This is a genomic window from Solibacillus sp. FSL W8-0474, from assembly GCF_038004065.1.
Classification (GTDB): domain Bacteria; phylum Bacillota; class Bacilli; order Bacillales_A; family Planococcaceae; genus Solibacillus; species Solibacillus faecavium.
In genome coordinates, this window is sequence record NZ_JBBOQJ010000001.1 from 1,697,327 (window position 1) to 1,721,188 (window position 23,862).

At 36.1% G+C, this 23,862-nt stretch carries 27 protein-coding genes, 1 pseudogene and 1 riboswitch; of the genes and pseudogenes, 17 read left to right on the forward strand and 11 right to left on the reverse strand.

Annotation, left to right across the window (positions count from 1 at the left end):
• Positions 1 to 43 precede the first annotated feature (43 nt).
• Together nadD and NYE67_RS08350 are read left to right on the forward strand one after the other, a co-directional pair.
• Positions 44 to 679 (forward strand): nicotinate (nicotinamide) nucleotide adenylyltransferase, encoded by a 636-nt coding sequence (nadD, locus tag NYE67_RS08345; protein WP_340729710.1) that lies wholly within the window; start codon positions 44 to 46, stop codon positions 677 to 679.
• A 402-nt stretch (positions 680 to 1,081) separates the two neighbouring features.
• Positions 1,082 to 1,864 carry an MBL fold metallo-hydrolase gene (locus NYE67_RS08350; RefSeq protein ID WP_340729711.1) on the forward strand — a complete coding sequence of 261 codons (783 nt, stop codon included), beginning with the start codon at positions 1,082 to 1,084 and terminating at the stop codon, positions 1,862 to 1,864.
• A 66-nt stretch (positions 1,865 to 1,930) separates the two neighbouring features.
• Here the strand turns inward: NYE67_RS08350 and NYE67_RS08355 are convergent, their stop codons facing one another.
• Both NYE67_RS08355 and NYE67_RS08360 read right to left on the reverse strand, forming a co-directional pair.
• Positions 1,931 to 2,464, reverse strand: coding sequence for a GrpB family protein (locus NYE67_RS08355; protein ID WP_340729712.1), 534 nt, complete (start codon positions 2,462 to 2,464; stop codon positions 1,931 to 1,933).
• Between the two features lie 78 nt (positions 2,465 to 2,542).
• Positions 2,543 to 2,866, reverse strand: a complete 324-nt coding sequence (locus NYE67_RS08360) for a hypothetical protein (protein WP_340729713.1) — start codon at positions 2,864 to 2,866, stop codon at positions 2,543 to 2,545.
• A 108-nt stretch (positions 2,867 to 2,974) separates the two neighbouring features.
• Here NYE67_RS08360 and NYE67_RS08365 point away from each other — a divergent pair, with 108 nt between their 5' ends.
• Positions 2,975 to 3,175 carry a hypothetical protein gene (locus tag NYE67_RS08365; RefSeq protein WP_340729714.1) on the forward strand — a complete coding sequence of 67 codons (201 nt, stop codon included), beginning with the start codon at positions 2,975 to 2,977 and terminating at the stop codon, positions 3,173 to 3,175.
• Positions 3,176 to 3,211: 36 nt separating this feature from the next.
• On the opposite strand, the gene NYE67_RS08370 is transcribed toward NYE67_RS08365, so the two are convergent.
• Together NYE67_RS08370 and NYE67_RS08375 are read right to left on the reverse strand one after the other, a co-directional pair.
• Positions 3,212 to 3,664, reverse strand: a complete 453-nt coding sequence (locus NYE67_RS08370) for a hypothetical protein (RefSeq protein WP_340729715.1) — start codon at positions 3,662 to 3,664, stop codon at positions 3,212 to 3,214.
• An 88-nt stretch (positions 3,665 to 3,752) separates the two neighbouring features.
• Positions 3,753 to 3,971 carry a hypothetical protein gene (locus tag NYE67_RS08375; RefSeq protein WP_340729716.1) on the reverse strand — a complete coding sequence of 73 codons (219 nt, stop codon included), beginning with the start codon at positions 3,969 to 3,971 and terminating at the stop codon, positions 3,753 to 3,755.
• Between the two features lie 127 nt (positions 3,972 to 4,098).
• On the opposite strand from NYE67_RS08375, the pseudogene NYE67_RS08380 reads away from it, so the two are divergent.
• Both NYE67_RS08380 and NYE67_RS08385 read left to right on the forward strand, forming a co-directional pair.
• Positions 4,099 to 4,886: pseudogene (locus tag NYE67_RS08380) on the forward strand (lipid II flippase Amj family protein).
• Between the two features lie 52 nt (positions 4,887 to 4,938).
• Positions 4,939 to 5,283 (forward strand): NIPSNAP family protein, encoded by a 345-nt coding sequence (locus NYE67_RS08385; RefSeq protein WP_340729717.1) that lies wholly within the window; start codon positions 4,939 to 4,941, stop codon positions 5,281 to 5,283.
• Positions 5,284 to 5,489: 206 nt separating this feature from the next.
• Here the strand turns inward: NYE67_RS08385 and NYE67_RS08390 are convergent, their stop codons facing one another.
• On the reverse strand, positions 5,490 to 6,452 hold the full coding sequence (locus NYE67_RS08390; protein WP_340729718.1) for a hypothetical protein: 963 nt from the start codon (positions 6,450 to 6,452) through the stop codon (positions 5,490 to 5,492).
• The gene (locus NYE67_RS08395) at positions 6,436 to 6,948 is read right to left on the reverse strand and encodes an RNA polymerase sigma factor (protein ID WP_340729719.1); all 513 of its coding nucleotides are present in this window, start codon (positions 6,946 to 6,948) and stop codon (positions 6,436 to 6,438) included. Before NYE67_RS08395 ends, NYE67_RS08390 begins: the two co-directional genes overlap by 17 nt.
• A 337-nt stretch (positions 6,949 to 7,285) precedes the next feature.
• On the opposite strand from NYE67_RS08395, the gene NYE67_RS08400 reads away from it, so the two are divergent.
• The gene (locus NYE67_RS08400) at positions 7,286 to 7,774 is read left to right on the forward strand and encodes a tetratricopeptide repeat protein (RefSeq protein WP_340729720.1); all 489 of its coding nucleotides are present in this window, start codon (positions 7,286 to 7,288) and stop codon (positions 7,772 to 7,774) included.
• 122 nt (positions 7,775 to 7,896) lie between these two features.
• The gene (locus NYE67_RS08405) at positions 7,897 to 8,163 is read left to right on the forward strand and encodes a hypothetical protein (protein ID WP_340729721.1); all 267 of its coding nucleotides are present in this window, start codon (positions 7,897 to 7,899) and stop codon (positions 8,161 to 8,163) included.
• 33 nt (positions 8,164 to 8,196) lie between these two features.
• Here NYE67_RS08405 and NYE67_RS08410 read toward each other — a convergent pair whose 3' ends face one another.
• On the reverse strand, positions 8,197 to 8,637 hold the full coding sequence (locus NYE67_RS08410) for a DUF3997 domain-containing protein (RefSeq protein ID WP_340729722.1): 441 nt from the start codon (positions 8,635 to 8,637) through the stop codon (positions 8,197 to 8,199).
• A gap of 426 nt (positions 8,638 to 9,063) precedes the next feature.
• A riboswitch (glycine riboswitch) is annotated at positions 9,064 to 9,142 on the forward strand.
• Between the two features lie 159 nt (positions 9,143 to 9,301).
• Between NYE67_RS08410 and NYE67_RS08415 the strand changes: the two genes are divergently transcribed.
• Positions 9,302 to 10,639, forward strand: a complete 1,338-nt coding sequence (locus NYE67_RS08415) for an amino acid permease (RefSeq protein WP_340729723.1) — start codon at positions 9,302 to 9,304, stop codon at positions 10,637 to 10,639.
• Between the two features lie 162 nt (positions 10,640 to 10,801).
• Here NYE67_RS08415 and NYE67_RS08420 read toward each other — a convergent pair whose 3' ends face one another.
• From NYE67_RS08420 to NYE67_RS08435, 4 genes are read right to left on the reverse strand one after another with little or no spacing between them, the layout of a single operon-like run.
• The gene (locus tag NYE67_RS08420) at positions 10,802 to 10,975 is read right to left on the reverse strand and encodes a hypothetical protein (protein WP_191699148.1); all 174 of its coding nucleotides are present in this window, start codon (positions 10,973 to 10,975) and stop codon (positions 10,802 to 10,804) included.
• Positions 10,972 to 12,180 (reverse strand): MFS transporter, encoded by a 1,209-nt coding sequence (locus tag NYE67_RS08425; protein ID WP_191699147.1) that lies wholly within the window; start codon positions 12,178 to 12,180, stop codon positions 10,972 to 10,974. The genes NYE67_RS08420 and NYE67_RS08425 overlap by 4 nt, the downstream gene beginning before the upstream one ends.
• Positions 12,181 to 12,192: 12 nt before the next feature.
• Positions 12,193 to 13,065: a hypothetical protein gene (locus NYE67_RS08430; protein ID WP_340729724.1), complete on the reverse strand. Its 873-nt coding sequence runs from the start codon at positions 13,063 to 13,065 to the stop codon at positions 12,193 to 12,195.
• 26 nt (positions 13,066 to 13,091) lie between these two features.
• Entirely contained in the window at positions 13,092 to 13,463 is a 372-nt protein-coding gene (locus tag NYE67_RS08435; protein WP_340729725.1) for a helix-turn-helix domain-containing protein, read from the reverse strand.
• Positions 13,464 to 13,679: 216 nt separating this feature from the next.
• Here NYE67_RS08435 and NYE67_RS08440 point away from each other — a divergent pair, with 216 nt between their 5' ends.
• The 9 genes from NYE67_RS08440 (at position 13,680) to NYE67_RS08480 (ending at position 23,856) form a co-directional block, all read left to right on the forward strand.
• Positions 13,680 to 14,231, forward strand: a complete 552-nt coding sequence (locus NYE67_RS08440; protein ID WP_340727773.1) for a GNAT family N-acetyltransferase — start codon at positions 13,680 to 13,682, stop codon at positions 14,229 to 14,231.
• 136 nt (positions 14,232 to 14,367) lie between these two features.
• Positions 14,368 to 15,273, forward strand: coding sequence for an ABC transporter ATP-binding protein (locus tag NYE67_RS08445; RefSeq protein WP_191699144.1), 906 nt, complete (start codon positions 14,368 to 14,370; stop codon positions 15,271 to 15,273).
• The gene (locus NYE67_RS08450) at positions 15,260 to 16,198 is read left to right on the forward strand and encodes an ABC transporter permease (RefSeq protein WP_340727775.1); all 939 of its coding nucleotides are present in this window, start codon (positions 15,260 to 15,262) and stop codon (positions 16,196 to 16,198) included. Before NYE67_RS08445 ends, NYE67_RS08450 begins: the two co-directional genes overlap by 14 nt.
• Positions 16,199 to 16,449: 251 nt before the next feature.
• On the forward strand, positions 16,450 to 17,178 hold the full coding sequence (locus NYE67_RS08455) for a GntR family transcriptional regulator (protein WP_191699142.1): 729 nt from the start codon (positions 16,450 to 16,452) through the stop codon (positions 17,176 to 17,178).
• The gene (locus tag NYE67_RS08460; RefSeq protein WP_340729726.1) at positions 17,178 to 18,317 is read left to right on the forward strand and encodes an iron-containing alcohol dehydrogenase family protein; all 1,140 of its coding nucleotides are present in this window, start codon (positions 17,178 to 17,180) and stop codon (positions 18,315 to 18,317) included. The genes NYE67_RS08455 and NYE67_RS08460 overlap by 1 nt, the downstream gene beginning before the upstream one ends.
• Positions 18,314 to 20,068, forward strand: coding sequence for a thiamine pyrophosphate-binding protein (locus NYE67_RS08465; protein ID WP_340729727.1), 1,755 nt, complete (start codon positions 18,314 to 18,316; stop codon positions 20,066 to 20,068). Before NYE67_RS08460 ends, NYE67_RS08465 begins: the two co-directional genes overlap by 4 nt.
• 3 nt (positions 20,069 to 20,071) lie before the next feature.
• Complete coding sequence (locus tag NYE67_RS08470) at positions 20,072 to 21,001, forward strand: bile acid:sodium symporter family protein (RefSeq protein ID WP_340729728.1); 930 nt, start codon at positions 20,072 to 20,074, stop codon at positions 20,999 to 21,001.
• Complete coding sequence (locus NYE67_RS08475) at positions 20,998 to 21,954, forward strand: NAD-dependent epimerase/dehydratase family protein (protein WP_340727779.1); 957 nt, start codon at positions 20,998 to 21,000, stop codon at positions 21,952 to 21,954. The genes NYE67_RS08470 and NYE67_RS08475 overlap by 4 nt, the downstream gene beginning before the upstream one ends.
• Positions 21,955 to 22,215: 261 nt before the next feature.
• On the forward strand, positions 22,216 to 23,856 hold the full coding sequence (locus NYE67_RS08480; protein WP_340727780.1) for a diguanylate cyclase: 1,641 nt from the start codon (positions 22,216 to 22,218) through the stop codon (positions 23,854 to 23,856).
• Positions 23,857 to 23,862 lie beyond the last annotated feature (6 nt).

Below are 23,862 nucleotides of genomic sequence, written 5' to 3' on the forward strand. Positions count from 1 at the left end.
ATACCCCTCCTTCCAAGTTTTTTAAAAGAAAAGAGGAAAAGACATGGCGAAATATGGATTTTTAGGAAGTGCATTTGACCCTATTACAACAGGGCATTTAAATACTATTCAAGAAATCTTGGAACGAAAAGGGTTTGATAAAATCTTTTTAATGCCTTCGAATAATCACCGAAAAGATAAAGATATGCACGTCAGCGATGAACATCGTGTAAATATGCTTAGATTAGCCATCGAGGGACATAGTAAGTTTGAAATCGAAGATATCGAATTGCACCAACCTCCGTGGGATATACAAACATATAATACAATGCGAAAATTACGAGAAATGGAAAAATACAAAGGACATGACTTATATTTCTTAATGGGAGCAGACTTGCTTCGCGACATTGCGAGTGGCGAAAAGTGGTCACATAAAGAGGACCTTTTAAAAGAAAATAAATTCGTTGTGATTCGAAGAGAAAACATTGATATGCATGAAATCATTGCAAAAGATAAATTACTTCGAAAATACGAAGAACACTTTGACTTCATTTATTGGCAAGTAGACAACAATATCAGTTCTTCTTACATTCGGGATGAGTTTGAAATTGGGCATCACCCAAAATTCTATATGCCTGAAAAAGTGTACAAATACATCGAAGAACACCAATTATACGGATTCGTTCCGGAAAAGGATTGACCTGAGGTGAAATTGATAAATCACACGCATTTAAAGACATATAAAAATCCTCCAGAATGAGAAATCGTACCCAACGCAGTGTTTGGGTGCGGTTTCTCGTATAGTCACTAAAATCATCCAATCATTTTCTCTTTTTGTAGTGTATTACTGAGTTAACTCCCATTAATATTGACAAGACTACTTCGATCACCCATAAACAGTAGGGGTTGGGAATATGACTTTAGCTATTAAAGTGAAAAACATGCTTGAAAAGAAGTGATAAATATGTGCTTGACAATTTAATGCAACTATTTGTGGAATAGACAGTAAAATTTCAAAAAAAATAAAATGAGGCGTTTAGGAATGCTATCATTAAACTAATTTCAAAAATAAGAAATGGATAGATAGATAGGAGGAGTTATCATGTTAAAAGATGATTGGTTTACGGTTCGGCAAATTGATGAAAATACATATGCAATTAGTGAATTAGGTCATTGGGAAAAAGTACATTCCTTTTTATTATTAGGAGAAACAAAAGCTGCTCTTATAGATACAGGCTTAGGTATTGATTGTATGAAGAGAATTACAGACCAGCTAACGGCCTTACCAATTGATGTTATTACGACACATGTACATTCAGATCATATTGGAAGTCATGGGGAATATACACGTATTTTTGTACATAAAGACGAAGAATCTTGGTTAGTAAATGGAATTGTAGGATTGTCGTTAGAGCAGATTCGAGCAAATACAGTAAGGGATATTACAATTCCGATCCCCAAAACCTTTAACCCAGATACATACAAGCCATATACAGGAAAGCCTACTGGATTATTAAAGGATGGCGATGTTGTTGATTTAGGAAATCGGAAATTAATTATTTATCATACACCCGGTCATTCACCAGGCCATATTTGTATATATGATGAATTAAAAAGCTATTTATTTACTGGCGATTTACTATATGATGAGACGCCAATTTATGCCTTTTATCCAACAACCAACCCAGTAGATTTAGTGAATTCATTAGAAAAAATTACAACAATCCCTAACGTGAATATGATTTATGGTTCGCATAATACATTAGGCATTAAGCCTGATATTTTAGAAGAAGTTAAAAAGGCGGTCATCTACTTGAGGGAAAACGATTTGTTAAAATTCGGAACAGGCATACATCCATTCAAAGGATTTAGTGTTCAATTTTAGAATTTGAATTTAAATTACAAAAAGCATTAATTCAAGTGATTCTGGATTAATGCTTTTGTATTGGAGTTATTTACTTTTCATTTGCTCAAAGACAGATTGTACAAATTGCTCTTTATAATCTGTATAGGATTGAATGCCTTTTAGTTCTGTACTAAAGAAGGATTCTTTTAGGTTCTCATACTGTTCTTTAACATCTTGATAAGTATTCAAATAATCTCTGAAGAATAGCATTTGGTCCCATTTTTCCTTTTCCAACTCAACAATATGAATAAAATGTGTTTTTGTTTCAAATGTATCATCCGTAAACTTGGCACAAACAATTTCGTTTGGTCTTTCCACCTTCAACCTGTAAAATCCTGCATTTTGAAGGTTTTTAAAAAATGTTTTATCAAGTGCTGCCAGACTTTCGACACCTATTAAAATATCAATAATCGGCTTAGCCCGAATCCCCTCAATAGAAGTACTTCCAATGTGCTCAATTTGGTTCGGTTTTAAATGGGTAGTTTGAATAATTTCCGCTTTTGCTTTGTTAAATTCATCTTTCCATTCAGGAGCATACGGAACAATGACAACCTCGTTATTTTTTAAGCCTAACTTCATACTTAACCCTCGCTTCCCAAAATTCCAGAAAATACATTGCCCTAAAATATCTATCAGAATACAGTGTTCAAAATGAATTTAATCTATCTTTTCCAATGTTATAGCTTGAACCATAACTGGAGCCCTTTCAAAAGTCATACCGTTATATCCTACTGTTATCTTATCGCCAACATTAAATTTTTCGGTTGTACCATCTGGTATACCTCCATCAACAAGCCCACCTAAATTTTTATCTGTTACTTCCTCAATATTCACACGCATACCGCCGTATTCATTTACTGTTTCAATTGTTCCGGTAAATGTTTCTTTCACTTTGGAATCGGCATTACAAGCAAAAAGTACAAAGCTTGCTGAAATTATCATTAATAAAAAAGGAAGGTGTTTCAAATTAACAGTACTCATTATTATCACCTCAGTAGGACCAACCTTGTCTGTTATTAAGAGAAGATTAGGTTTAATACTTTTATGCTATAATTTAGTAATCAAATATTGAAAGGTTTGAAATGATTTATGATATTAATAAATGTACTTGGGAACAGTGTAGCTGTATTTTCGGTTTTAATGTTAACTGCCTGTCTTTACTTTATTCTTTCTTACTTTGAATATTTAAAAGAGGAAGATAAACGTTTAACAAAACAAACAAAACTTTTTGCTACGATTACATTATTCCTTGGTTTAGGGGTTCCTGCAGTATACGAACTATTTAAGTAGTAATTAGGTTTTGAAATCCTACCACCAAAAGAAAAATTATTTTCGCCCTTCTAAATAAAAAGATACGATAGCCGGAATACATAGTGCTGCTAATAACGTCCATACATTGAAAAATAAATCATTTGTATAAGGATTAAGATAACCAATCTCATATTCAAAATAAGGTTGTGCCACTCTATTAAAATCTAATATTCGATATAAAGTGAAACTTACGAGGCCTATAAATAGTAAGGTATAACCCGTAATAAAACGTCTCCTATTCACTTTATATTTATTATGAATCTTCTCAAATACGAAGATCATTGAAAATATAAAGTAGAAAATAAACGGCATTGGCCACAGTATAAAAAACAAACCAGGATTGCCATTACTCCACATTGGATTACTACCGTCTGGATTGAAATTTGCTGTCATTTGATGCACAATCCATATTGCGCCAAGTGAAACTAAGCCTGACAAGAAAACACTAATTATAAAGAAAGCACGCATAAATTCCCCTCCATCTCAGGTGACTATCTATTATTCTAACTTTAATACTAGTGTAAATCATCTGAAAAGTTACTAGTGTGTCGGTGTATCAATCAAATTTTTTCTTTTTGTATTTTATTAATGAGTTAATCCCTATCCATATTGATGTAACTACACCTGCCGAGAAGAAACTAATATAGCCAATGCCCCTACCTTCTGAAATACCTTGAATGACTAAAATTCCTGTAAGAAGCGCTTGAAAAAAGCCAATATAAATAAATGCATAATAAAACTCTACTTCATTTTCTTTATTGATATATTTCTTCATTTTAATTCTCTCTTTCTAAATACAAATGTATGAAAGCGATGCAACTAGTTTACAATTAAAACGTCGAAATGTAAAAATAAGGATATGGCAGGTGGGGGCAATAGAACTTATAACAGAAAAACTCATAATGATTGCTTTATTTATATTAATCATTCACTCAATAGAAACATTAGCATACGCAGTGCGGCTTTCTGAGCTCGTGTTCGCTTATTAGCATCGGCATTATCACTTTTTAATGTAATGGTGATGGTTTCAAGATTATCTAACATGATGCAGCAACCCTTTACAGGGAGCTTGATAGATAATGCTCCTGCTGATCATGCTTTACAATTTGTCGAGTATCAATTCCGATTTCTTATCGGTTCAGCTTCACTCGGCACGTTGCTTGGTATTATTTGTTTACCGACCTTTGTAGCCATTTTTTCTAGAGCGATTATTCATTTAGCTGATGAAAGGGGTTCAATCCCAGCTTTATTGAAAAAAGGTTTTACATTGGACTATATAAGTAGGGGATTCAAACATTTACGCAAGCCAAGCCTGTCATATTTACGAGGAATAGGGATACGTGATATTCCAATAAAGCTATTTATGATTAATATTGTCATTACTGCTGTTTATACAATAGGGGTGTTATCGGCTTTATATGCTAGCTTATTGGTTCCTGAATACCAAACAACGGCAATTATGGCTTCGGGATTAATCAACGGTATAGCCACAATGTTATTAATTATATTTATTGACCCAAAAATATCTATTTTGGCTGATGATGTCATTAATAAAAAAGGAAATTATTCTGAATTGAAAAGAGCTTCGGTAATGATGATGAGTTCAAGACTTTTAGGAACATTATTCGCCCAACTCCTATTTATTCCAGGAGCGCATTATGTTGCTTGGTTTGCAAAATTCATTGCATAGTAATTTAAAATTGATGAGGTTTAACTTACTTTTAAGCAGGAGGGTATTCTAAATGTTCTATCGTAGAAAATATTACGTTGTAAAAAATGAATTTGTAGACCGATTTAATCATCACTTTAATGAAACGAATTTACCTAATCAATTGAGCCATGGTAGTCGGCTCATTGGTAGATGGATGAAACCGAATGATGATCATACTACAGAAATTTTTGCTATTTGGGAATATGATAACTATGAGGCTTATATTGAAATTGAAACCAAAATAAAAGCAGATCTCAATCACGTAAATAAAATAAAAACATGGTATGAAGAAAATGGTGGGAGAGATTACGTTTTATCGAAATACATATTACAAGTAAAAAATGAAGAATTGATTTCTACGGTAACTATGTCTTGATGATTACTACTTATAACGATTAAGATAATACTCTTTGTTTATTAAAAATTAGAAACGTCCCTACTTGGAATATACATATAACTATTAGTGCAAAGCCTAAACTTGTTTTCTTCATAGCCCATCCCCCTTCGATTAATATTACCAAACTAGTTCGAAGGGGGAATGGAAACGTTAAATTGTATCTTTTATAATTAAACAGATTGATTCTAATAAATGGGGTTATCTTTAGAATAACCATCTTTATATAGACCGTATTCGTAGACTTTGTCATCTTCCTCATTCAAATAAACGGCATAATATTGCTTCGCTAAATTATTTTCATCCCATTCAATACTAATATGAGCTTGAATTTTACCTTGTTTCATATCTTCTAGTTGTCCAAAGCCTAATTCATCAAAAAATTGAAAGTCCTCATCTTTTCCAAAGTCATAACTCCATCTTAAAGTTCCCATGCTTACCTCTATTTCGGTTACATAATGGTCACCTAATATTTTCTTTACTTCATCCATTCCCATACCAATTTGAAGTTTTTCTTTCACGAGAGACATATCGACGAAAATGTTTTGTGTGTTTTTTTGCTCAGTAGGAAAAATTGCCTGTTTTACTGTTGTACCATCTGCTAGTACTCGAACATCATAAATGTTAGCGGTATGCTCATCATAATAATTGGCAGAAAATTGTTTTACTAAATGTTGCTCATTCCAATGAATAAATAAAATCATTTTGATGTTTCCTTTTATCATTTTCTCAAACGCTAAGAATTCGGAATGTGTTGGACCTTCTACGGCATACGTATAGTCCCCAGATTTTTCGATTTCATATCGCCAAATCGGTACTCCATCAAAGGAAACCATAGATTCACCAGTGACATAATATTCATCCAATAGCTCTTTTACTTCATCCTCAGACATTCCAACTTTCAAGTTACTTAAAATCAATTCGGATGATTTATGTGCAGTGTTTATTTGCTGTTCGGAAGAGTAGAAATAAGTTAAAAATACGATTACTGCCAATAAAACGACTGCAATAGAAGTAATGACGTATTTAAATGAGTACGGTCGGTTTTTGTTACTATTTTGAATTCGTTTCATCGTTTTAATTTTATTTGAATCAGTTCGAGGTAAATTTCTTAATTGTTGAAAATCCTTTTCTTTATTGAAATAATCCATTTTTTTCTACCCCCTTACGTAACAATTCATCCTTTAATTTTTTCGTTGCTATGAATGCCTTTGATTTTACTTTACTTATGGACCAGTTCAATATCGCAGCGGTTTCTTCAATGGAAAGCTCATGTATATATCTAAGAATAATCACTTCTTGGTAGGAAATTTTAAGTTGATTAATTGCCTCATATAATTCGAATGCAGATTCCTGTCGCTCTAAATAATCAGCAGGTGTTATTTGATTACTCTCGATATCAGAAGACAAGAAGGGGATAAATTGTATAATCTTTTTTCTTCTTAAAAAATCATACGTAGTATTCCTGGCAATGGAAAAAAGCCATGTTTTATTTGATGATTCGCCTCTAAATTGGTCTAATGAATACTTCACTTTAACAAAGGTATCGTGTGTAAGATCTTCTGCAACTTCATGATTACCCACAAGTAAAAAAATGTAGTTGTGTATGGCATCGCTATATTCTAAATACAATTCCTCCCAAGACATTTGTTTGCCTCCTTTGTATATATAGTCGAATAAGTGAAGAATAAGTTTTAAATTTAATGAGATTTTTAACGGGGCTTTTGTTTAATGCATTTAACCTTATAATTATAGGGAAAATATGTTAATTTAAAGTTATCTTTAATTTTATGTGACGATATAAGAGAAAGCCAGTCAGGAAACCAACACCCCCCGTTCAATTGAATAGGGGGTGTGTTGGCTGCTTATGAACGCTTATGAACAGTAAGTACCCAATGACGCTATGGGGAGGTTATAATTCTAATAACTGTGTAGCTTAGTGAAAGAAAGATTTTTATAAAAGTATGAAAAGGGGTTATTTACATTGAAAGAAGAAAAGTTTATAAGAGCACTTGAATTACGAAAAGATAATAAAAAGAAAGAATCGAATCAATTACTTTTGAAAATAGTTGAGGAATACCCTGATAATGCATTGGTTAACTATCAATGCGCTTGGAGTTTTGATATTTTAGGAGAAGAATCAAAAGCAGTTCCCTTTTATGAAAGGGCTATTAAGTTAGGACTATCTGGTAAAGATCTAGAAGGAGCAATATTGGGACTTGGAAGTACATATAGAACATTAGGAGAATACGAAAAATCAAAAAATACATTTCTTAAAGGAATCGGTTTATTTCCAAATAACAGAGCAATTCAAGTATTTTATTCAATGACCCTGTATAATTTAAACGATTATAGAAAAGCAATGGAAATTTTATTGAAATGCCTGCTAGATACTACAACAGACTCTGAAATACTTAGTTATAAAAGAGCTATCAATTTCTATTCTGATAAATTAGATGAAACTTGGAAATAGGTTGTAAAAATTTGTACTTCTACAAAAAACGTGCTTAAAAAATCAAGATCAAAAAGTATAAAAAATAGACCCCATAAACGTTTTTAAATCGAAATTTGGCAACACTCATTAGAGGTGATATTTTGAAAAAGGTAATAATCGGTTTGAGCAGCATAGTAATTATAATGATAGCTACGTATTTTGTAGTACCAAGCATTATGATGAACAGTGTAAAAGATAAAATAATTGAACATAATCCTGAAATTGAAAATATTATTACGATAAATCATATAAGTTCTTGGGGTGAATGGTTTTCAGAATACGTATTGGTAGTTGAGATTGATGGACAAAAATTTCAGATTTGGTCAAATGACAAGGGTGATATAACAGATAAAGAAGCTTTAGACTAACGAAAGTCTTCCTAATGGTTGTTCATTAATCAATTATGGTTCCCTTTTTAGCTTTTCGACTGGTGTAAAGACGACGTTAATACCTAATTGTTCTGAATCACTTTCTAACTCTTTTAACGTTAGGGGACCCTTTACTTCGTTTTTATTCATTTCAATTATCCAATAAGAATACTCAGCATCACTAAATTTTTTTGGTGGTTCTTCTACACCTCGTCCGTTTGACTTTAAGTGCAATTGTTTTGCGATAATATACTGTTCATTCCACCATACAGCAGTCACTTCAGCTGGTACATACAAATAGTTTATTGTATTTTCCTTTCCATCATTAACCGGTTCTTCTCCGTATATTTGAATTTGATGAGCTGAAAGTCTATCAATTCGATAACCATTCTCCAATGAAATTGTATAATCTGCTAATCCCGCACATCCGGATAAAATCAAACAAGATACGATCAATAAAATTAAATGTTTCAATGTTGTCCCTCCATTAAAAAGCGTTTCGTCCTTTATTTTAATACGTATAAAATGGGAATAAGTTCCTTCCTCCTAAAACGCTTAAAGAATCCTGTGTTTTTTTATCTCACTTAGCCGGTTTAGGTGAGAGTCTTTTTAGTTTCAATAATAATCTGAAAATAAGATATATTATTTTCAGTGTGATACTTTTTTAAGGATAAAAATTCTGTAACACGTTTACAAAATAGTGGAAACATTGATAAATTGCTTGTTTCGATTTAATTTTATTTTGTAACCATTGTAACAACACAAAATAGTTGTTAGTATTAATTATTGTACAATAATAGTATCGTGAGCGACCTGTTTGGAGTTGGGGGTTGCTGACAACAAATAGGGATTAATTACATACATATCAAGCGAAGATCGTCGTGGATAGCACTACTGACGGGAGCAGTTTCTGGAGAGAGCGCGTGTACCGCGTCGCCGAAGGGTTCATTATCTCAGGCAAAAGGACAGAAGACAGGAATAATAAGGGACGTTATTATTCTTATCTACAGGAACTGGTGAATTATCAGTTCCTTTTTTAATTTTCAGAAAACATGATTGGATGAACCGCGAACATTTACCTATTATTTTGCGCTGTCCTTGTGGCAGACAAAATACTTATCCTTTGGAGGAATTCGTTTTGGAACAACATGAACTAAAGCGCGATCTTAAAAATCGGCATGTACAAATAATTGCGATTGGCGGAACAATCGGTACAGGTCTATTTTTAGGATCAGGAAAAGCGATCTCACTTGCAGGACCATCAATAATCATCGGGTATTTAATCGTAGGGATAGCTTTATTTTTCGTCATGCGGGCACTTGGAGAGCTCCTATTATCAAAAGGGGGCTATGCTTCATTTACAGAGTTCGCTACAGAATATTTAGGAGATTGGGCAGGGTACGTTACTGGCTGGACATATTGGTTCTGCTGGATTATGACGGCTATGGCAGATATTATAGCGGTCGGAATGTATACACAATACTGGTTTGATATCCCTCAATGGGTGCCGGCCATTGCCTGTTTAGTAGTCTTACTAATCTTAAATTTATTGACTGTAAAATTATTCGGTGAACTGGAATTTTGGTTTGCTCTTATAAAAATTATTACGATCATTGCACTTATTGCAATCGGGATTGTATTACTCATCATTGGATTTGAAACAGATGCTGGAAAAGTTGCCGTATCTAATCTTTGGGAGCATGGCGGTTTATTCCCGAACGGAGCATTTGGCTTCCTTATGGCTTTCCAAATGGTTGTCTTTGCATTTGTTGGAGTGGAATTAGTAGGGGTAGCAGCTGCTGAAACGGAAAATCCGCAAAAAAATATACCATCGGCCATTAATAAAATACCGATCCGTATATTACTGTTTTACGTAGGTGCGCTATTTGTTATTTTAACGATTAACCCTTGGGATACGTTAAGTGCTACAAGCTCACCGTTCGTTCAAGTATTTGCTTTAGTCGGTATTCCGATTGCGGCAGGACTTATTAATTTTGTCGTATTAACATCAGCTGCCTCTGCAGGAAATAGTGGGATGTTCTCAACAAGCCGTATGCTGTTTAGTTTAAGTAAAGGGGAACAGGCTCCGAAATCTTTCGGTAAATTAAATAAAAATGCCGTTCCGCAAAACGGATTATTATTTTCTGCAATCGTCGTATCAATCGGTGCGCTGCTTAGCTATCTGATGCCGGATGATGCCTTTAGCATTGTAACGACAATCAGCGCGATTTGCTTTATTTGGGTGTGGAGCATTATTTTAATCTCGCATATCATTTACAAAAAGCGCCACCCGGATTTGCATGCGAAATCGATATTTAAAGCACCATTAACGCCGTTTGTGAACTATTTGGTTTTAGCCTTTTTCTTCTTTCTATTAATTATTATGGCGATTTCAGAGGCTACAAGAACTTCTCTTATGCTGACGCCATTATGGTTTATTTTGCTATTTGTTTTATATGCAATTCGGAAAAAATAAATATAAGGAAGGCGCTCCGCATGTGCGAGGCGCCTTTTTTTGATGATTGACGAATAACGGGGTCAAAGTGGCGAATGTCAAATGAAGAGTGACGATTAAGAGAGGAAAAGTGACGAATATCTGCATAAAAGTGGCGAATAACCCGATAAAACTGGCGAATATCTACCGCAGTTTCCCCAGTAAATTTTTCCGTGCCTCCATATGGATTTTATCGTCGCAACTATCACAGGAAAACTTGCCACGCATATTCCGTTTATACTTTTGGTATTTTGTTGTGCCTTCCACCAATAAAAAAGGCTGTTTACAGCAAAAACAAACTGCTTCATAAGTAATCATTTTAACTCCTCCTGTAAGAATAACATTGAATTTCTTAGTAAATAAACGTACACAAGACAGGCCATTAAGACACCAATAAAAGCAAATAAACTTGTTATCAGCTGGATGGAATAGATTTCAGCTAAAACACCAATAACCAGTGTCAACACGATTTGCATCACACTTTCGATTAAACCTAACGTACTGCCAAACCGACCCATAATTTCAGTAGGAATCGTTTGCTGATAAAATGTTGCATAGCCCGCATTACTAAATGCCATAAATAATCCAAGTAAAATGAACGAAGCAATGGCCAATATCAGATTCGATGAAAAATAAAACACAAAATAACATACTAATGTTAAAGAAAAGCCTGCTCCAATATATGAAATGAGCGATAATTTTTTGACATATTTAGCAGCCATAAATCCACCAACGATGGCACCAATTCCAGTCAGTCCGACTATGATGCCGTATGCGGTATCAGACACCTCATGAAAATCCTTTAAAAATGACATTTCCTGTGAATCAAGTGAATAACAGATCATGAGAGCAGTTGAATATAAAACAAAAAAGTATAAAATTGCTTTTTTCTCACGAATAAATTTCCAGACGACATAAAAGTCATCCCGAATTACGGCAGGGGTAATCGTCTTTGATAGTTTCGTCATTTCACCTTGAACATTTGGCAGTAAGTACATCATCCATGCACTAAACAGAAGCATGCATGCATTTATCCACATCGCAGTAGAAGTACTGCTAAAGGCGATGATTGCGCCACTTAACGCAGGCCCGACCATAAAGCTTCCGGAGCCAAGCATAGCGTTAATAGAGTTGAAGCGTAAACGATCATTTGGCTGTACAAGCTTTGTAATCATATAGGTAGTGCTCGGATTGGAGAAACATACTGCAATATTGGCGAGGAATATGAAGCAGTATATTAGCCAAATATCCGTAAGCAGTGGCATCAAACAAACAATACCTGCGCGGGATAAATCACTGAATATGAGAATCGTCCTTTTATTGGAACGGTCTACAATGGAGCCGGCAAAAAAGCTGCAAATAATCCGGGCAATTGGACCAATGATATAAATACCTGCAACTGCTGCAGGTGACTCTGTTAAATGCCATACGGTTAGATTAAGTGCGATTAAGTAAATCCAGCTCCCCAATTTGGATACACCAAATCCAAACCATAAATAAAAATACTCTTTTCGTAACGCCATATATTCACCCTCTTAGCGACTCATTCGTTGTCGTACTTTTTCACTTGCAAATAAAGCTTGTTTATAGCATTGGCTGGCATGCTTATAGGCATGGAGCTGTTCGTAAAACTGTCCCCATAAAGGGGCATAAAAAAGTATTAACGCATAGTACTGCTCTTCATTGAAATGCAAAAAAGCCTGTTCTTCCAGATCTTTTAGGCCGTGAATGGTCTGCTCCTGCTGAACTGCATATTGTAAAAGCTTTCGCTGATGAATGTGGTGCTGGATTGAAAACCGCTGTTCCTCATAACGGTGGAAGAGCTTTTCTAATTGCGTGAAATCTTTATTTTGAAAACAGGTGCGCATCCAGTTAATAACTGAATGCAGATCTTCATCATATTGATTAGCGGTCTCATAATGCTTACTGGCTTTTTGGTAATCTTGTTGGCATTCGTAACAGTAGGCAATGTTATTATGAAGCGAGCTCCACTGCATCGGTGTTTGAATCGATTCGACATTTTCCAGTAGCTCAATACCCGCCTCATATTCCTGTAATGCTTCGCGGTAACGGTGGAGATCATTAAAAATAACGCCCTTCATCGAGTACAGCTTTAATTGAAATAATGGTTTAAACTGATGCGTGAAATAGTGTGCTGCAAGCTCGATATGTTGCAGAGCCTTTTGAAATTGGTAGCTGCGGTGGTTCGCAAAGGCGATATGATAATGATAATTGGCAAGCTCAAAAGGATGTGCGTTGGATAAATATTGCGCATGCTGCTCCTGCTGTTCTTTTTTAGCTAAAAGGTCAAATTCCATAAAGGATAAATGTCCAAACGCTGTAATGGATACAAATAACTCAGTAATACGATCTTTTTTCCAACTGACAACAGGTTTGATTTCATTCAAAAGCTTTCTTGCATCCATATCTTCTTTTATGGAATACAAATATCGACTGTAAATAAGCTTGGCGGTGATTGAAGTTCAACGGAATATTCATTTTGCATGAGCGTCGTTAATAGCTCTCTATCACTTTCTGCAATAGCACCATTCGATAAAAGCTTTTCGTACACAGCTTCCATAAAGGCTGTATGCTCGGAAATATCGTGCTGAAGGCTAGAAAAATCTATGTTTAATTTTGCAAATAACTGTTCATACAAGGCATATTCTGCAATGACAATGCCATTCTCAATGCGGCTTAAGTAGGAAGGTGTACATAACCCTGTTGCTACTTCATCTTGTTTTAGTTTCTTTTTCTGTCTGTAGTATTTTAAAAGCTTACCCCATGATTGTTGTTGTTTATCCATATGGAACACCTCTTACTCTATTTTATCAAAATTAAGTTATGAAATATTGTGAATTTTTGGATTAATAATGATTGTGAGCAGCTCTAAATAATCGGACTTACACAAATGTATAAAATATTGCGTTATTTAATTGCATAATATAACCCTGCTCTTATATGATAAGGAAATAAAAAAGATAGTTTTGTTTTTATTGGGAGATTAGATAGGAGAGATCGTATGTTTTATTATGAAGTGGATAATGAAATACAATTAAAGTTAATTACGCAAAATGATGCAGAGGAAATTTTTGCATTCATTGACCGTTCCCGCAGTTATTTGCGTGGGTGGCTTGGTTGGGTAGACAATACAAAAACTGTGGAAGATACGCGTGCCTTTGCGGCAATGAATTTGGAAAAGTTTGCAAAGCGTGAAGGTCTGGACACAGCGATTTTTTATAAAGGACAATTTGTCGGGAAAGTTTCAATAAATACGATTAACTGGTCGCTGAAAAAATGCGAGATTGGCTATTTTCTAGATGAAAAATTTCAAGGTGAAGGCATTATGACACGCGCTGTAAAAGGGATTATAGATATTGCCTTCCACGAATATAAGCTTCAGAAGGTAGAAATTCATGCTGCAGTCGATAATAAGAAGAGCCGCCACATTGCTGAGCGTTTAAGTTTTATGCACGAAGGAACGATTCGTCAGGCGGAATGGCTATACGATCATTATGTCGATCACGCAGTTTATGGTTTAATGGCAGAAGATTGGGTAGGCGAGGATAAATAAAGAAAAATGGACCTCATCATTTATGTGATGAGGTTTTTATTATGGAAAAATGAAACTTTTTTGGTATTTAACAAGTATAGTAACTGTTATCTTTTTTATAAATACTTACATAGTTAAGGAAAGCAGGTGTGGGCAATTGACGAAACCCATTGTTGAAATTAAGAATTTGAACAAAAAGATCAAAGGGAAGCATATTATTAAAAACTTGAACCTGGATTTTCATCCGGGGCAAATAACAGGATTTTTAGGTCCAAACGGGGCAGGTAAAACGACAACGATTCGAATGATGACAGGCTTAATGTACCCATCAGAAGGTGAGGTAATTATTGATGGTCATACACTATCGAAAGACTATGAAAAGGCCATTAGTAAAATAGGGGTAATCGTTGAAAATCCGGAAATGTATAAATTTATGTCCGGCTACAAAAACTTGCAGCACTTTGCGCGTATGCATAAAGGTGTAACGAAAGAGCGTATCGATGAAGTGGTGGCGCAAGTAGGATTGCAAAATCGGATCCATGAGAAAGTAAAGACGTATTCATTAGGGATGCGTCAGCGACTAGGGTTGGCACAGGCAATGTTGCATCGTCCGAAGTTTTTAATATTGGATGAGCCTACAAATGGCTTGGACCCGGCAGGTATTCGAGAGTTCCGTATGTATTTACGGAAAATAGCTACAGAAGATAATGTCGCAATTGTTGTATCGAGTCACCTTTTATCGGAGATTGAACTAATGGTAGACCGTATCGCCATCATTCAAAACGGGGAACTGATCGACATTCGAGAGCTTGAGCAACAGGTTGCTGCGCAATATTACATTGAAGTGGGCCAGCCAGAGCAGCTTCTTGGATTATTTGAAGAACCAGTGGATAAAGTAAACGGTGGCTACGTTGTTAATTTAACAAAAGAAGAAGTCCCTGCATTCGTCCGCAAGTTAGTTGAATCCGGAATTGATCTATACACAATTCAACCAATTCAAAAAAATCTTGAGGATCAATTTATCGAGATGACAGGTGGAGGTGCAATCGATGCAATACGTTAAAAATGAATGGATCAAAATGTGGTCACAAAAAAATGCTTGGATCATGCTAGGGATTTTACTCGCATTGCTTGCATTTGTTACAGGTATGAACAAATATTACAGCGTTGATTCGGCTACGAAAGAAGACCGTATTGAAGCGAATGAGAAATGGATATCCCATTATAATGACATGTTAAACGAAGAAGGTTTAGCAGAAGAAGATGTACAATATTACAACGATGAAATCGCGATGACTGAATATCGTATCGCACAGGATTTACCTTCGTTTGATGCAATGAGTTTTTCAGAGCATATGGAATTGTCGATTTCCATAACAATTATGATTATCGGTATTTTTACCGTGGTAATTGCCGCTGGTATTGTGTCCTCTGAATTTGGTACAGGGACAATTAAAATGCTATTAACGCGCCCAGTATCACGCTGGAAAATCTTATTATCTAAACTGGTTACATCGATTCTTTACGGAGCAACATTATTGGCAAGTGGCTTAATTTTCTCCTATATACTAGGTATTGTATTATTTAATACGGATCCAACCGTAACTTTATCGGTTATGAACGGTCAAGTAATTGAGGAAACAGTTAATACGCCGTTTATGGAAATGATTTTATACTCAGTTGGCTCAATCCTTATGACAATATTATTTGCATTTATGATTGGGACAATATTCGGGTCAAGTACACTGGCAGTAAGTTTATCATTATTCATCCTGTTAATGGGCTCAACAGCTACGATGTTTATTGCACAATATGACTTTGCCAAATATGTTTGGTTTGCAAATGATTTATCATTTTATGCACCTGGTAGCATGCCACTAATTGAAGGGCTAACATTTACATTCTCATTAATCGTGAATATCGTATATGCCATTGTCTTTTTGGCGATTACATTCATTTACTTTATGAAACGTGATGTAACTGCGTAAAATAATTTAAGAAAAAAATATATAGCAATAAAACAAAAAAACCTCATCTATTATCTATCAGGATAATAAGAATGAGGTTTTTTATTTGGATAAAATTTCAAAATAATAGTTTACAATATTATTCTAACATTGCATTTCAGAATATTCAGAAAAATATATTGTAATTATCCAGTTTCAACCATATAATCAGTTTTAACAAAGTTAACTGGTACGGACGTTATGATGTTCGGACCAATGGAGGTGGACAATGGATGAACTTTGAGAGCCATATTCCATTACATATTCAGCTGAAAGATTTGTTGAAAACTGAAATTTTTGATGGAAAGCATGTTGAAAAAATACCGAGCGAACGAGAATTAATGGAGCGTTTTACGATAAGTCGTTCGACAGTAAGAGAAGCAGTAAGTCATCTTGTAAATGAAGGGGTCCTGAAAAAAATACATGGGAAGGGCACGTATATTACAAAAAACAAAACGGTGCATGACTGGTTAAATACTTTGAACAGCTTTACAGATACAGTGCGGAATATGGGGATGAAGCCCGGTGCTAAGCTACTTCATGCAAAAATGATCGACAATTTTCCGGAACTGAAAGATTTGCTGAAGCATTCTACATTATTTTCAATTGCGCGATTACGAACTGCTGATGACCAGCCCATTGCGATCGAACGGCATTATTATAATCCGCATTTAGGTCAACAAATTTCTGATTACGATTTAAACACGGCCACAATTTATGATGTTCTTGAGAAAGATCTTAATATCGCTATTATTGAAGCGGAACAAACTGTAAGATGCCACCCTATAAGTCTAGAAGATGCGAAACTATTAAACCTTCCGCCTAATATTAATGTTCTCTGTGTAGAAAGAATCCTTTTAGGAGCACAGGGTGAAATAATTGAATACTACAGCAGCTTATTTCATCCGGAATTATATATGTTAAAACTGAAAACGAAACGAGCGGTACAGGGGGTTGGCTAATGAATAATGAATTATTTTTACCTAAGCATGTCGTAAGTGGTATTGGCTCATTTAAGCAACTGCAACACATTGCGGAACAAAAAAATTGGGTAGCCCCTTTTTTTATCTATAGTGCGAGTGCGCTTTCTGAACAGCTTGATACGTTGAAGCAACAATGGAGTCAAGGGAGTTTTTTTGAAATCACTAAAGGTGAACCTACCATATCTGAACTAAAGCGGGCCATTAAAGAATTAAACAGTGGGCAAAGTGATTGTGTCATTGCTATTGGTGGTGGGAGTGTCATTGATTTAGCAAAAGCGGTAGCTGTATGTGCGATCAATCCGACCTTAGCGTTAACTGATATTCCAAATAAAGCTTTTTTAGACCGACTCCCGATAATTGCAGTTCCCACAACAGCAGGTACTGGTTCGGAGGCAACGAAAATAACGGTGATTACTGATGAGACACTTCAAACAAAGCTAAATCCTGCACATCCAAGCTTAATACCAGATGTGGTCATCTTAGATGCATCGTTTACGGTGAATTTGCCGCAGCACATTACGAGCTTTACGGGGTTGGATGCACTGACACATGCAATAGAAGCTTATGTTTCGACAAAGGCAAATGACATGAGCGATTTGTATGCATTAGAAGCTATTCGACGATTGAAAAATATAGAAAAAGTATTCAAAGAGCCATCTAATATTGATGTTCGGCAGGAGCTGCTCATCGGAAGCTTTTATGCAGGGATTGCCTTTTCCAATGCATCTACTAATCTAGCACATGCAACAGGTCGGGCATTAGGTGCAAAATTCCATATGCCGCATGGTCAATGTGTCGCACTGATGCATCCGTTTGTCGTTGATTTTTCAATGGAAAGTGCATCTGAACGCTATAAGGATATTGTAAAAATTATCGGCATTTCTGATCAAATGGCGTTAAGTAGTTATTTGGATCAGTTGAATACAGAGCAACAAGTTTGGGAAAGTGCACACTTTTTAGCACCATTACTAACCGATGAAGTCATTGAATATTTAGCGAACCAAGCTCTTACTGGAAACGGAATCGTAACAAACCGACAAGTTCCAACAAAAGAGGACGTGGAGTCTATTTTTAAAGCATTAAGAAAGCGTTTACAAAATAAAGGGGGAAATGAATGATGGTATTGATGACGGGTGGAGAAGTTGTAGCGAAAATGTTGGCAAAAGAAGGGGTAGACAACGTATTCGGAATTATAGATGGTACGTATTTTGGGTTTTATTCAAATTTACAGAAGCACGGTATCGAACTAATTTCCCCGCGTCATGAAACGAGTGCTGCTCATATGGCGGGTGCCTATGCACGAGTGACAAATCGTCTAGGTGTTTGTATGGCAAGTAATGGTCCAGGGGTAGCGAATATTTTACCAGGTCTCGTTGTAGAAGAAGCAGAAGGAAATCGTGTTCTTTGTATTACGAGCGCAAGACGTACAGGCATCATGTACCCGGACCGTGGCGGAACATATCAATGCTTCGACCAAACGGCTACGATTAAACAGTTTGCAAAATGGAGTGAAGCGGTGCCTTCTTTTGACCGTATTCCTGAAATGCTACGGATGGCTTTGCGTAAATGCTATGAAGGGCGCCCAGGTGTCGTCCATCTGGATATTCCTGAAAATATAATGAACACAAAAGTGAATTGTGACATTCATTTTTGGGAGCCGTCCGAGTATCGTATGCTGGAGCTGCCGAAAGCTTCGAATTATCAAATCGAACGTACAGCTCAGCTTTTAAAGTCTGCTACATTCCCAATTATTCATGCTGGTAGTGGGGTGATTCATGCAGGAGCAAAAAGTGAGCTAACAGAAGTAGCAGAAAAACTACAGGCGATGGTCACGACAAGCTGGGCGGGGCGCGGAGCGATGAGTGAGGAAAATCCGCTAATGATGCCAATGGTGCATATTGAAGCGAATAATAATGTAAGAAACGATGCGGATGTTGTTCTCGTATTAGGTTCCCGCTTAGGCGAAACGGATTGGTGGGGGAAAGCACCATATTGGAACGCCAATCAAACGGTTATCCAAGTAGATTTAGAGCCGTCTATTTTAGGAGCAAATAAGCCTGCAGAACTTTTAATTCAGGCAGATATTAAAGCGTTTTTACAGGACCTTTTAGTAGCGCTTAATCTTAATGACTTTGATCAGCCGGTCGATACAAACCGCCAACAATTAATTGAAAAGCATTTGGAAAGTAAAAAACAACATCGTAAAAAATTAAATGAACATATTGCGGATAAAAATAGCCCATTAAATCCAGCACAAATTCCGCATTTAGCTAATAAAATATTCCCGAAGGATACACCACTCGTTATAGATGGTGGCAATACAGCGATTTGGACGAATTTCTATTATGAAGTAAATGATGAAATGCCGTTACTATCCACATTTAAGTTCGGTATGCTCGGTGCAGGGCTGGGTCAGGCGTTAGGGGCAGCAGTGGCAAAGCCGGATCAGCCGGTTCTATGTATTATCGGTGACGGTGCAATGGGCTTCCATCCACAGGAAATCGAAACGGCTATCCGCAATAATCTACATGTCGTTTTCATCGTACTATGTGATAAACAATGGGGCATGGTAAAGATGAACCAGCACTTCGCATTAAGACCGTTAAAAACGATGTGGAAGAAAACGCTCGATCCACATGAAAGCATTAATGCGGATTTAGGTGAAATTCGTTTTGATAAAGTAGCAGAAGCGATGGGGGCACATGGTGAATTTGTAGACAGTATTGAACAGCTTGAGAACGCATTACGCACATCGATATCAGTAGGGAAATGTACAGTTATTCACACTGAAGTTGACCCTGTTAAGCATATGTGGGCACCGGGACTTCGTTATTTCAAAGATATGCATGCCGAACCGAAAGGAAAATAATGTATGGGAATCGATTCTATTCAAATCAACTTTAATGAAACTGCGTTATTAATTATGAATATCGTGATTGGTTTTATTATGTTTGGCGTAGCGCTTGATTTACAAGTTTCGGATTTTAAGAGATCGTTAAAAACACCGAAGCCTGCTTTAATCGGCCTTGCTTGTCAATTTTTCCTATTACCGGCGATTACATTTGTGCTCGTCAGTATCATCCAGCCTATTCCGAGCATTGCGCTAGGTCTGTTTTTAGTCGCATCTTGTCCTGGGGGGAATTTATCGAATTTCTTAACACATTACGCAAAGGGTAATACCCCCCTTTCAATAAGCATGTCAGCTATTTCGACGGTAATTGCAATCGTAATGACACCGCTGAATACAATGTTTTGGGCATCGATGTACGGACCGACAAAGGAAATTATGACATCGTTCAGTATTAATGTAGTGGATATGTTTACGACCATTTTCTTTATGCTGGGATTGCCTCTTATTGCTGGGATGTATATTCGAAAGGTCATGCCAAAATTTGCGGCACGATTCAATCAAATTATGATGAAGCTATCGATTGTTATTTTCGTTTTATTTGTCATCGTTATGGTAGCGAACAATTTCGATGCATTTATTGATAATGTAGGAGCAGTTGTGTGGGTAGTAATTATTCAAAATGCACTAGCTATATGCATAGGTTACTTTGCATCACGCGCATTAAAGGTAGTCGATCGGGATCGGCGTGCCATTGCCATTGAAGTTGGTATTCAAAATTCGGGTCTTGGGTTAGTATTAATTTTCAACTTTTTTGGAGGACTTGGTGGAATGGCTCTTGTCGCAGCATTTTGGGGTATTTGGCACATCATTTCAGGACTAATCATCGCCACTTACTGGTCAAGACGTGATCCGGATAATACCGTTACAGTTCATCAGGAGGTCCATACATGAAAGTTCTCATAACAGGTGCAGGCGGCTATTTAGGGCAGCAGCTCGTCCACCATTTATTACAAACGACAAGCCATACGATTATCGCTGCAGATATTAGGGAAACATCACCGTTTGAAGCACACAACAATTTGCACTATATCGTTTTGGATGTAAGATCTAACGAAGCACAAAAGTACTTTGAACAATATGATGTCAATGTAGTCGTTCATTTAGCTTCTATTGTGACGCCAGGAAAGAAAAGTAATCGTGAATTTGAATATTCAGTTGATGTTTTAGGAACAAAGAATATTTTAGAGGCATGTGTGCAGACAAATGTGAAGCGTATTATTGTTTCATCAAGTGGTGCATCGTACGGGTATTATGCGGATAATGCCGATTGGATTGAGGAAACCGATCCGATTCGCGGTAATGAAGCATTTGCATACTCCTACCATAAGCGGTTAGTAGAAGAAATGCTTGAGCAATACCGATTACAGCACCCTGAGCTTGAACAGACGATTTTTAGAATCGGAACGATATTAGGGGAAAATGTACGCAATCAAATTACGAATTTATTTGAACAAAAAATGTTGGTCGGTGTGGCGAAATCCAAAAGTCCGTTTGTCTTTATTTGGGATCAGGATGTTGTAGCTTGTTTTGCACAGGCCATTGATAGTGAAACAACTGGCATTTTCAATTTAGCTGGCGATGGTGCTGTCACAATCGATGAAATTGGGGCTTTATTGAATAAAAAAGTAATCAAAATACCCTCGAATGTGATAAAGGGCAGTTTGTTTATTTTAAAAAGGCTGAATTTGAGTCAATACGGTGAGGAACAAGTTGATTTTCTACGCTATCGACCAGTGCTTAGTAACCAAAAGCTTAAGGAAAGTTTTCAATATGTCCCTAAAAAATCTTCCATCGAAGTATTTGAATATTATATGAAGAGTCGTATGAAAGCGCAAAGTAAATAGAGGGGGAAAACGGATTTTCGAGTAGTTTATCGAATCCGTTTTTTTATTTGTAGGTCTTTATGACCGTGTATTTCGTCATTTGTTGACAATGGTAAATGGGAGTGTTCGAAAAGTCGGTTAAAATTTCATTTTGCGACAAATTTTTTAAAAAAGTCTCGTTAATTTTACAAATTATACAAGATATATTGATAAATGATATAGTATTTAAAAAATACCGCTTTATACTAGAGAAATGGGTAATCTATTTTAGGGGATGAGTAGATGATTAAAGACAAATATCAAATCATGATGTGTGATCGAATTAATGCCACAATACAATCATGGGAACAACAACCAGCGATCCAGGAGCATGATTTATACACGTTCCTACATAATTTAAAGGGTACTGCGGGCTCAATTGGTATGGAGGATTTATCAGAAATTTCCGGCCGGAAGCTCGATTTGCTAGAGGAAAACAGTAAAAAAGCATGGACTAAAGAAGAGTGGAAAGATTTAATCGTGCAGATTGAGGAAGTTGTCAGCTTCTTCGACACAAACCTGCAGCGCAGTAATGCAGATGTAAATGAAATCAGTTATATAAATGAGCAATTTAATAAAAACTTTATACTAGTGATTGACGATGATATGGTATTTGTTTCGTTTATTAAGAACGTTTTGGAAACGAAAGGTTTTATAGTAATTGTTGCACATAATGGTCAGCGTGGTTTAGAGCTGATCTATGAGCTAAACCCGGCACTTATTTTTTTAGATATCAAGTTACCGGATATTAATGGGTTTTCTATTTTGGAAAACATTAATAAAGTCAGCTCCAATCATATGTTCGTTACGATAATGAGCGTGGATGACAGCAAGGAAAATCGGATAAAGGCTTATGATTTAGGTGCAATGGACTTTATTAAAAAGCCACTCGATGGAAATATTTTAGCTGCCTATGTAAGAAACCGCTTATCATTTAAACAAGCACTTGAACTTTCCATTGTTACTGATGAGTTGACACAAGTGTTTAACCGCAAATATATGAACTATCAATTAAGTATGTTAACGGAGCAATATGAAAAAGAACGAAAAACATTTTCTGTCGCAATTGCAGATATTGATTATTTCAAAAAGGTGAATGATACTTACGGCCATATTAAGGGTGATGAAGTATTAAGAGGTTTTGCTAAGACCGTGATGGCTGCAAAGCGGAATGAAGATATTTTCTGTCGTTACGGCGGAGAGGAATTTGTCCTCATTATGCCAAATACTACAAAAGAAGCTGCTTATGGCGTTATAGAGCGGATTAGAAGTTTAGTCAGTGAACAGCACTATATAGGCAATGAAAATGTATTTGAAATTACTGCTTCCTTTGGATTAACAGAAATTGATGAAACTAATAAACATCCAAAAATGTTGCTAGAACAGGCAGATCGAGCACTATATAAAGCAAAAGTATCAGGCCGTAATCAATCCGTTGTGTTCACAGAGGAGGAAACATATAGCATTATCCAAAAGGTGACATTAATCGTTATAGACGATGTTTCGATTATTCGTAAATTTATTACAAATCATTTCGCCGAGATTAAGTTACCGGAGGATTATATACTGGAAATCATAACATTTGAAGACGGCGTAAAGTTTTTAAACTCCAATTGGTACGACAAAAACACGAAATATATTATTCTGCTAGATGGAATTATGCCGCATATGGATGGTTTGGAAGTATTAAAGGAAATCCGTAAAAATCATTCTTCAAACGATGTGATTGTCTCAATGTTAACCGGTCGTAATGATGAGGAATATGTACTGGAAGCATTCGCTAATGGCGCCGATGACTTCATAGTAAAGCCGTTTAATATAGCGGATGTTTCGAACCGGATTTTGCAGTTGGCCAATCAGTTATTTGTAAAAGTTCGTCAATAGGGGGCC

Excerpts from the sequence above, each read along its gene's own strand:
- nadD (WP_340729710.1), top strand. The coding sequence starts at position 44 with ATGGCGAAATATGGATTTTTAGGAAGTGCATTTGACCCTATTACAACA.
- NYE67_RS08350 (WP_340729711.1), top strand. The coding sequence starts at position 1,082 with ATGTTAAAAGATGATTGGTTTACGGTTCGGCAAATTGATGAAAATACA.
- NYE67_RS08355 (WP_340729712.1), bottom strand. The coding sequence starts at position 2,464 with ATGAAGTTAGGCTTAAAAAATAACGAGGTTGTCATTGTTCCGTATGCT.
- NYE67_RS08360 (WP_340729713.1), bottom strand. The coding sequence starts at position 2,866 with ATGAGTACTGTTAATTTGAAACACCTTCCTTTTTTATTAATGATAATT.
- NYE67_RS08365 (WP_340729714.1), top strand. The coding sequence starts at position 2,975 with ATGATATTAATAAATGTACTTGGGAACAGTGTAGCTGTATTTTCGGTT.
- NYE67_RS08370 (WP_340729715.1), bottom strand. The coding sequence starts at position 3,664 with ATGCGTGCTTTCTTTATAATTAGTGTTTTCTTGTCAGGCTTAGTTTCA.
- NYE67_RS08375 (WP_340729716.1), bottom strand. The coding sequence starts at position 3,971 with ATGAAGAAATATATCAATAAAGAAAATGAAGTAGAGTTTTATTATGCA.
- NYE67_RS08385 (WP_340729717.1), top strand. The coding sequence starts at position 4,939 with ATGTTCTATCGTAGAAAATATTACGTTGTAAAAAATGAATTTGTAGAC.
- NYE67_RS08390 (WP_340729718.1), bottom strand. The coding sequence starts at position 6,452 with ATGGATTATTTCAATAAAGAAAAGGATTTTCAACAATTAAGAAATTTA.
- NYE67_RS08395 (WP_340729719.1), bottom strand. The coding sequence starts at position 6,948 with ATGTCTTGGGAGGAATTGTATTTAGAATATAGCGATGCCATACACAAC.
- NYE67_RS08420 (WP_191699148.1), bottom strand. The coding sequence starts at position 10,975 with ATGATTACTTATGAAGCAGTTTGTTTTTGCTGTAAACAGCCTTTTTTA.
- NYE67_RS08425 (WP_191699147.1), bottom strand. The coding sequence starts at position 12,180 with ATGGCGTTACGAAAAGAGTATTTTTATTTATGGTTTGGATTTGGTGTA.
- NYE67_RS08435 (WP_340729725.1), bottom strand. The coding sequence starts at position 13,463 with ATGGATAAACAACAACAATCATGGGGTAAGCTTTTAAAATACTACAGA.
- NYE67_RS08440 (WP_340727773.1), top strand. The coding sequence starts at position 13,680 with ATGTTTTATTATGAAGTGGATAATGAAATACAATTAAAGTTAATTACG.
- NYE67_RS08450 (WP_340727775.1), top strand. The coding sequence starts at position 15,260 with ATGCAATACGTTAAAAATGAATGGATCAAAATGTGGTCACAAAAAAAT.
- NYE67_RS08455 (WP_191699142.1), top strand. The coding sequence starts at position 16,450 with ATGAACTTTGAGAGCCATATTCCATTACATATTCAGCTGAAAGATTTG.
- NYE67_RS08460 (WP_340729726.1), top strand. The coding sequence starts at position 17,178 with ATGAATAATGAATTATTTTTACCTAAGCATGTCGTAAGTGGTATTGGC.
- NYE67_RS08465 (WP_340729727.1), top strand. The coding sequence starts at position 18,314 with ATGATGGTATTGATGACGGGTGGAGAAGTTGTAGCGAAAATGTTGGCA.
- NYE67_RS08470 (WP_340729728.1), top strand. The coding sequence starts at position 20,072 with ATGGGAATCGATTCTATTCAAATCAACTTTAATGAAACTGCGTTATTA.
- NYE67_RS08475 (WP_340727779.1), top strand. The coding sequence starts at position 20,998 with ATGAAAGTTCTCATAACAGGTGCAGGCGGCTATTTAGGGCAGCAGCTC.
- NYE67_RS08480 (WP_340727780.1), top strand. The coding sequence starts at position 22,216 with ATGATTAAAGACAAATATCAAATCATGATGTGTGATCGAATTAATGCC.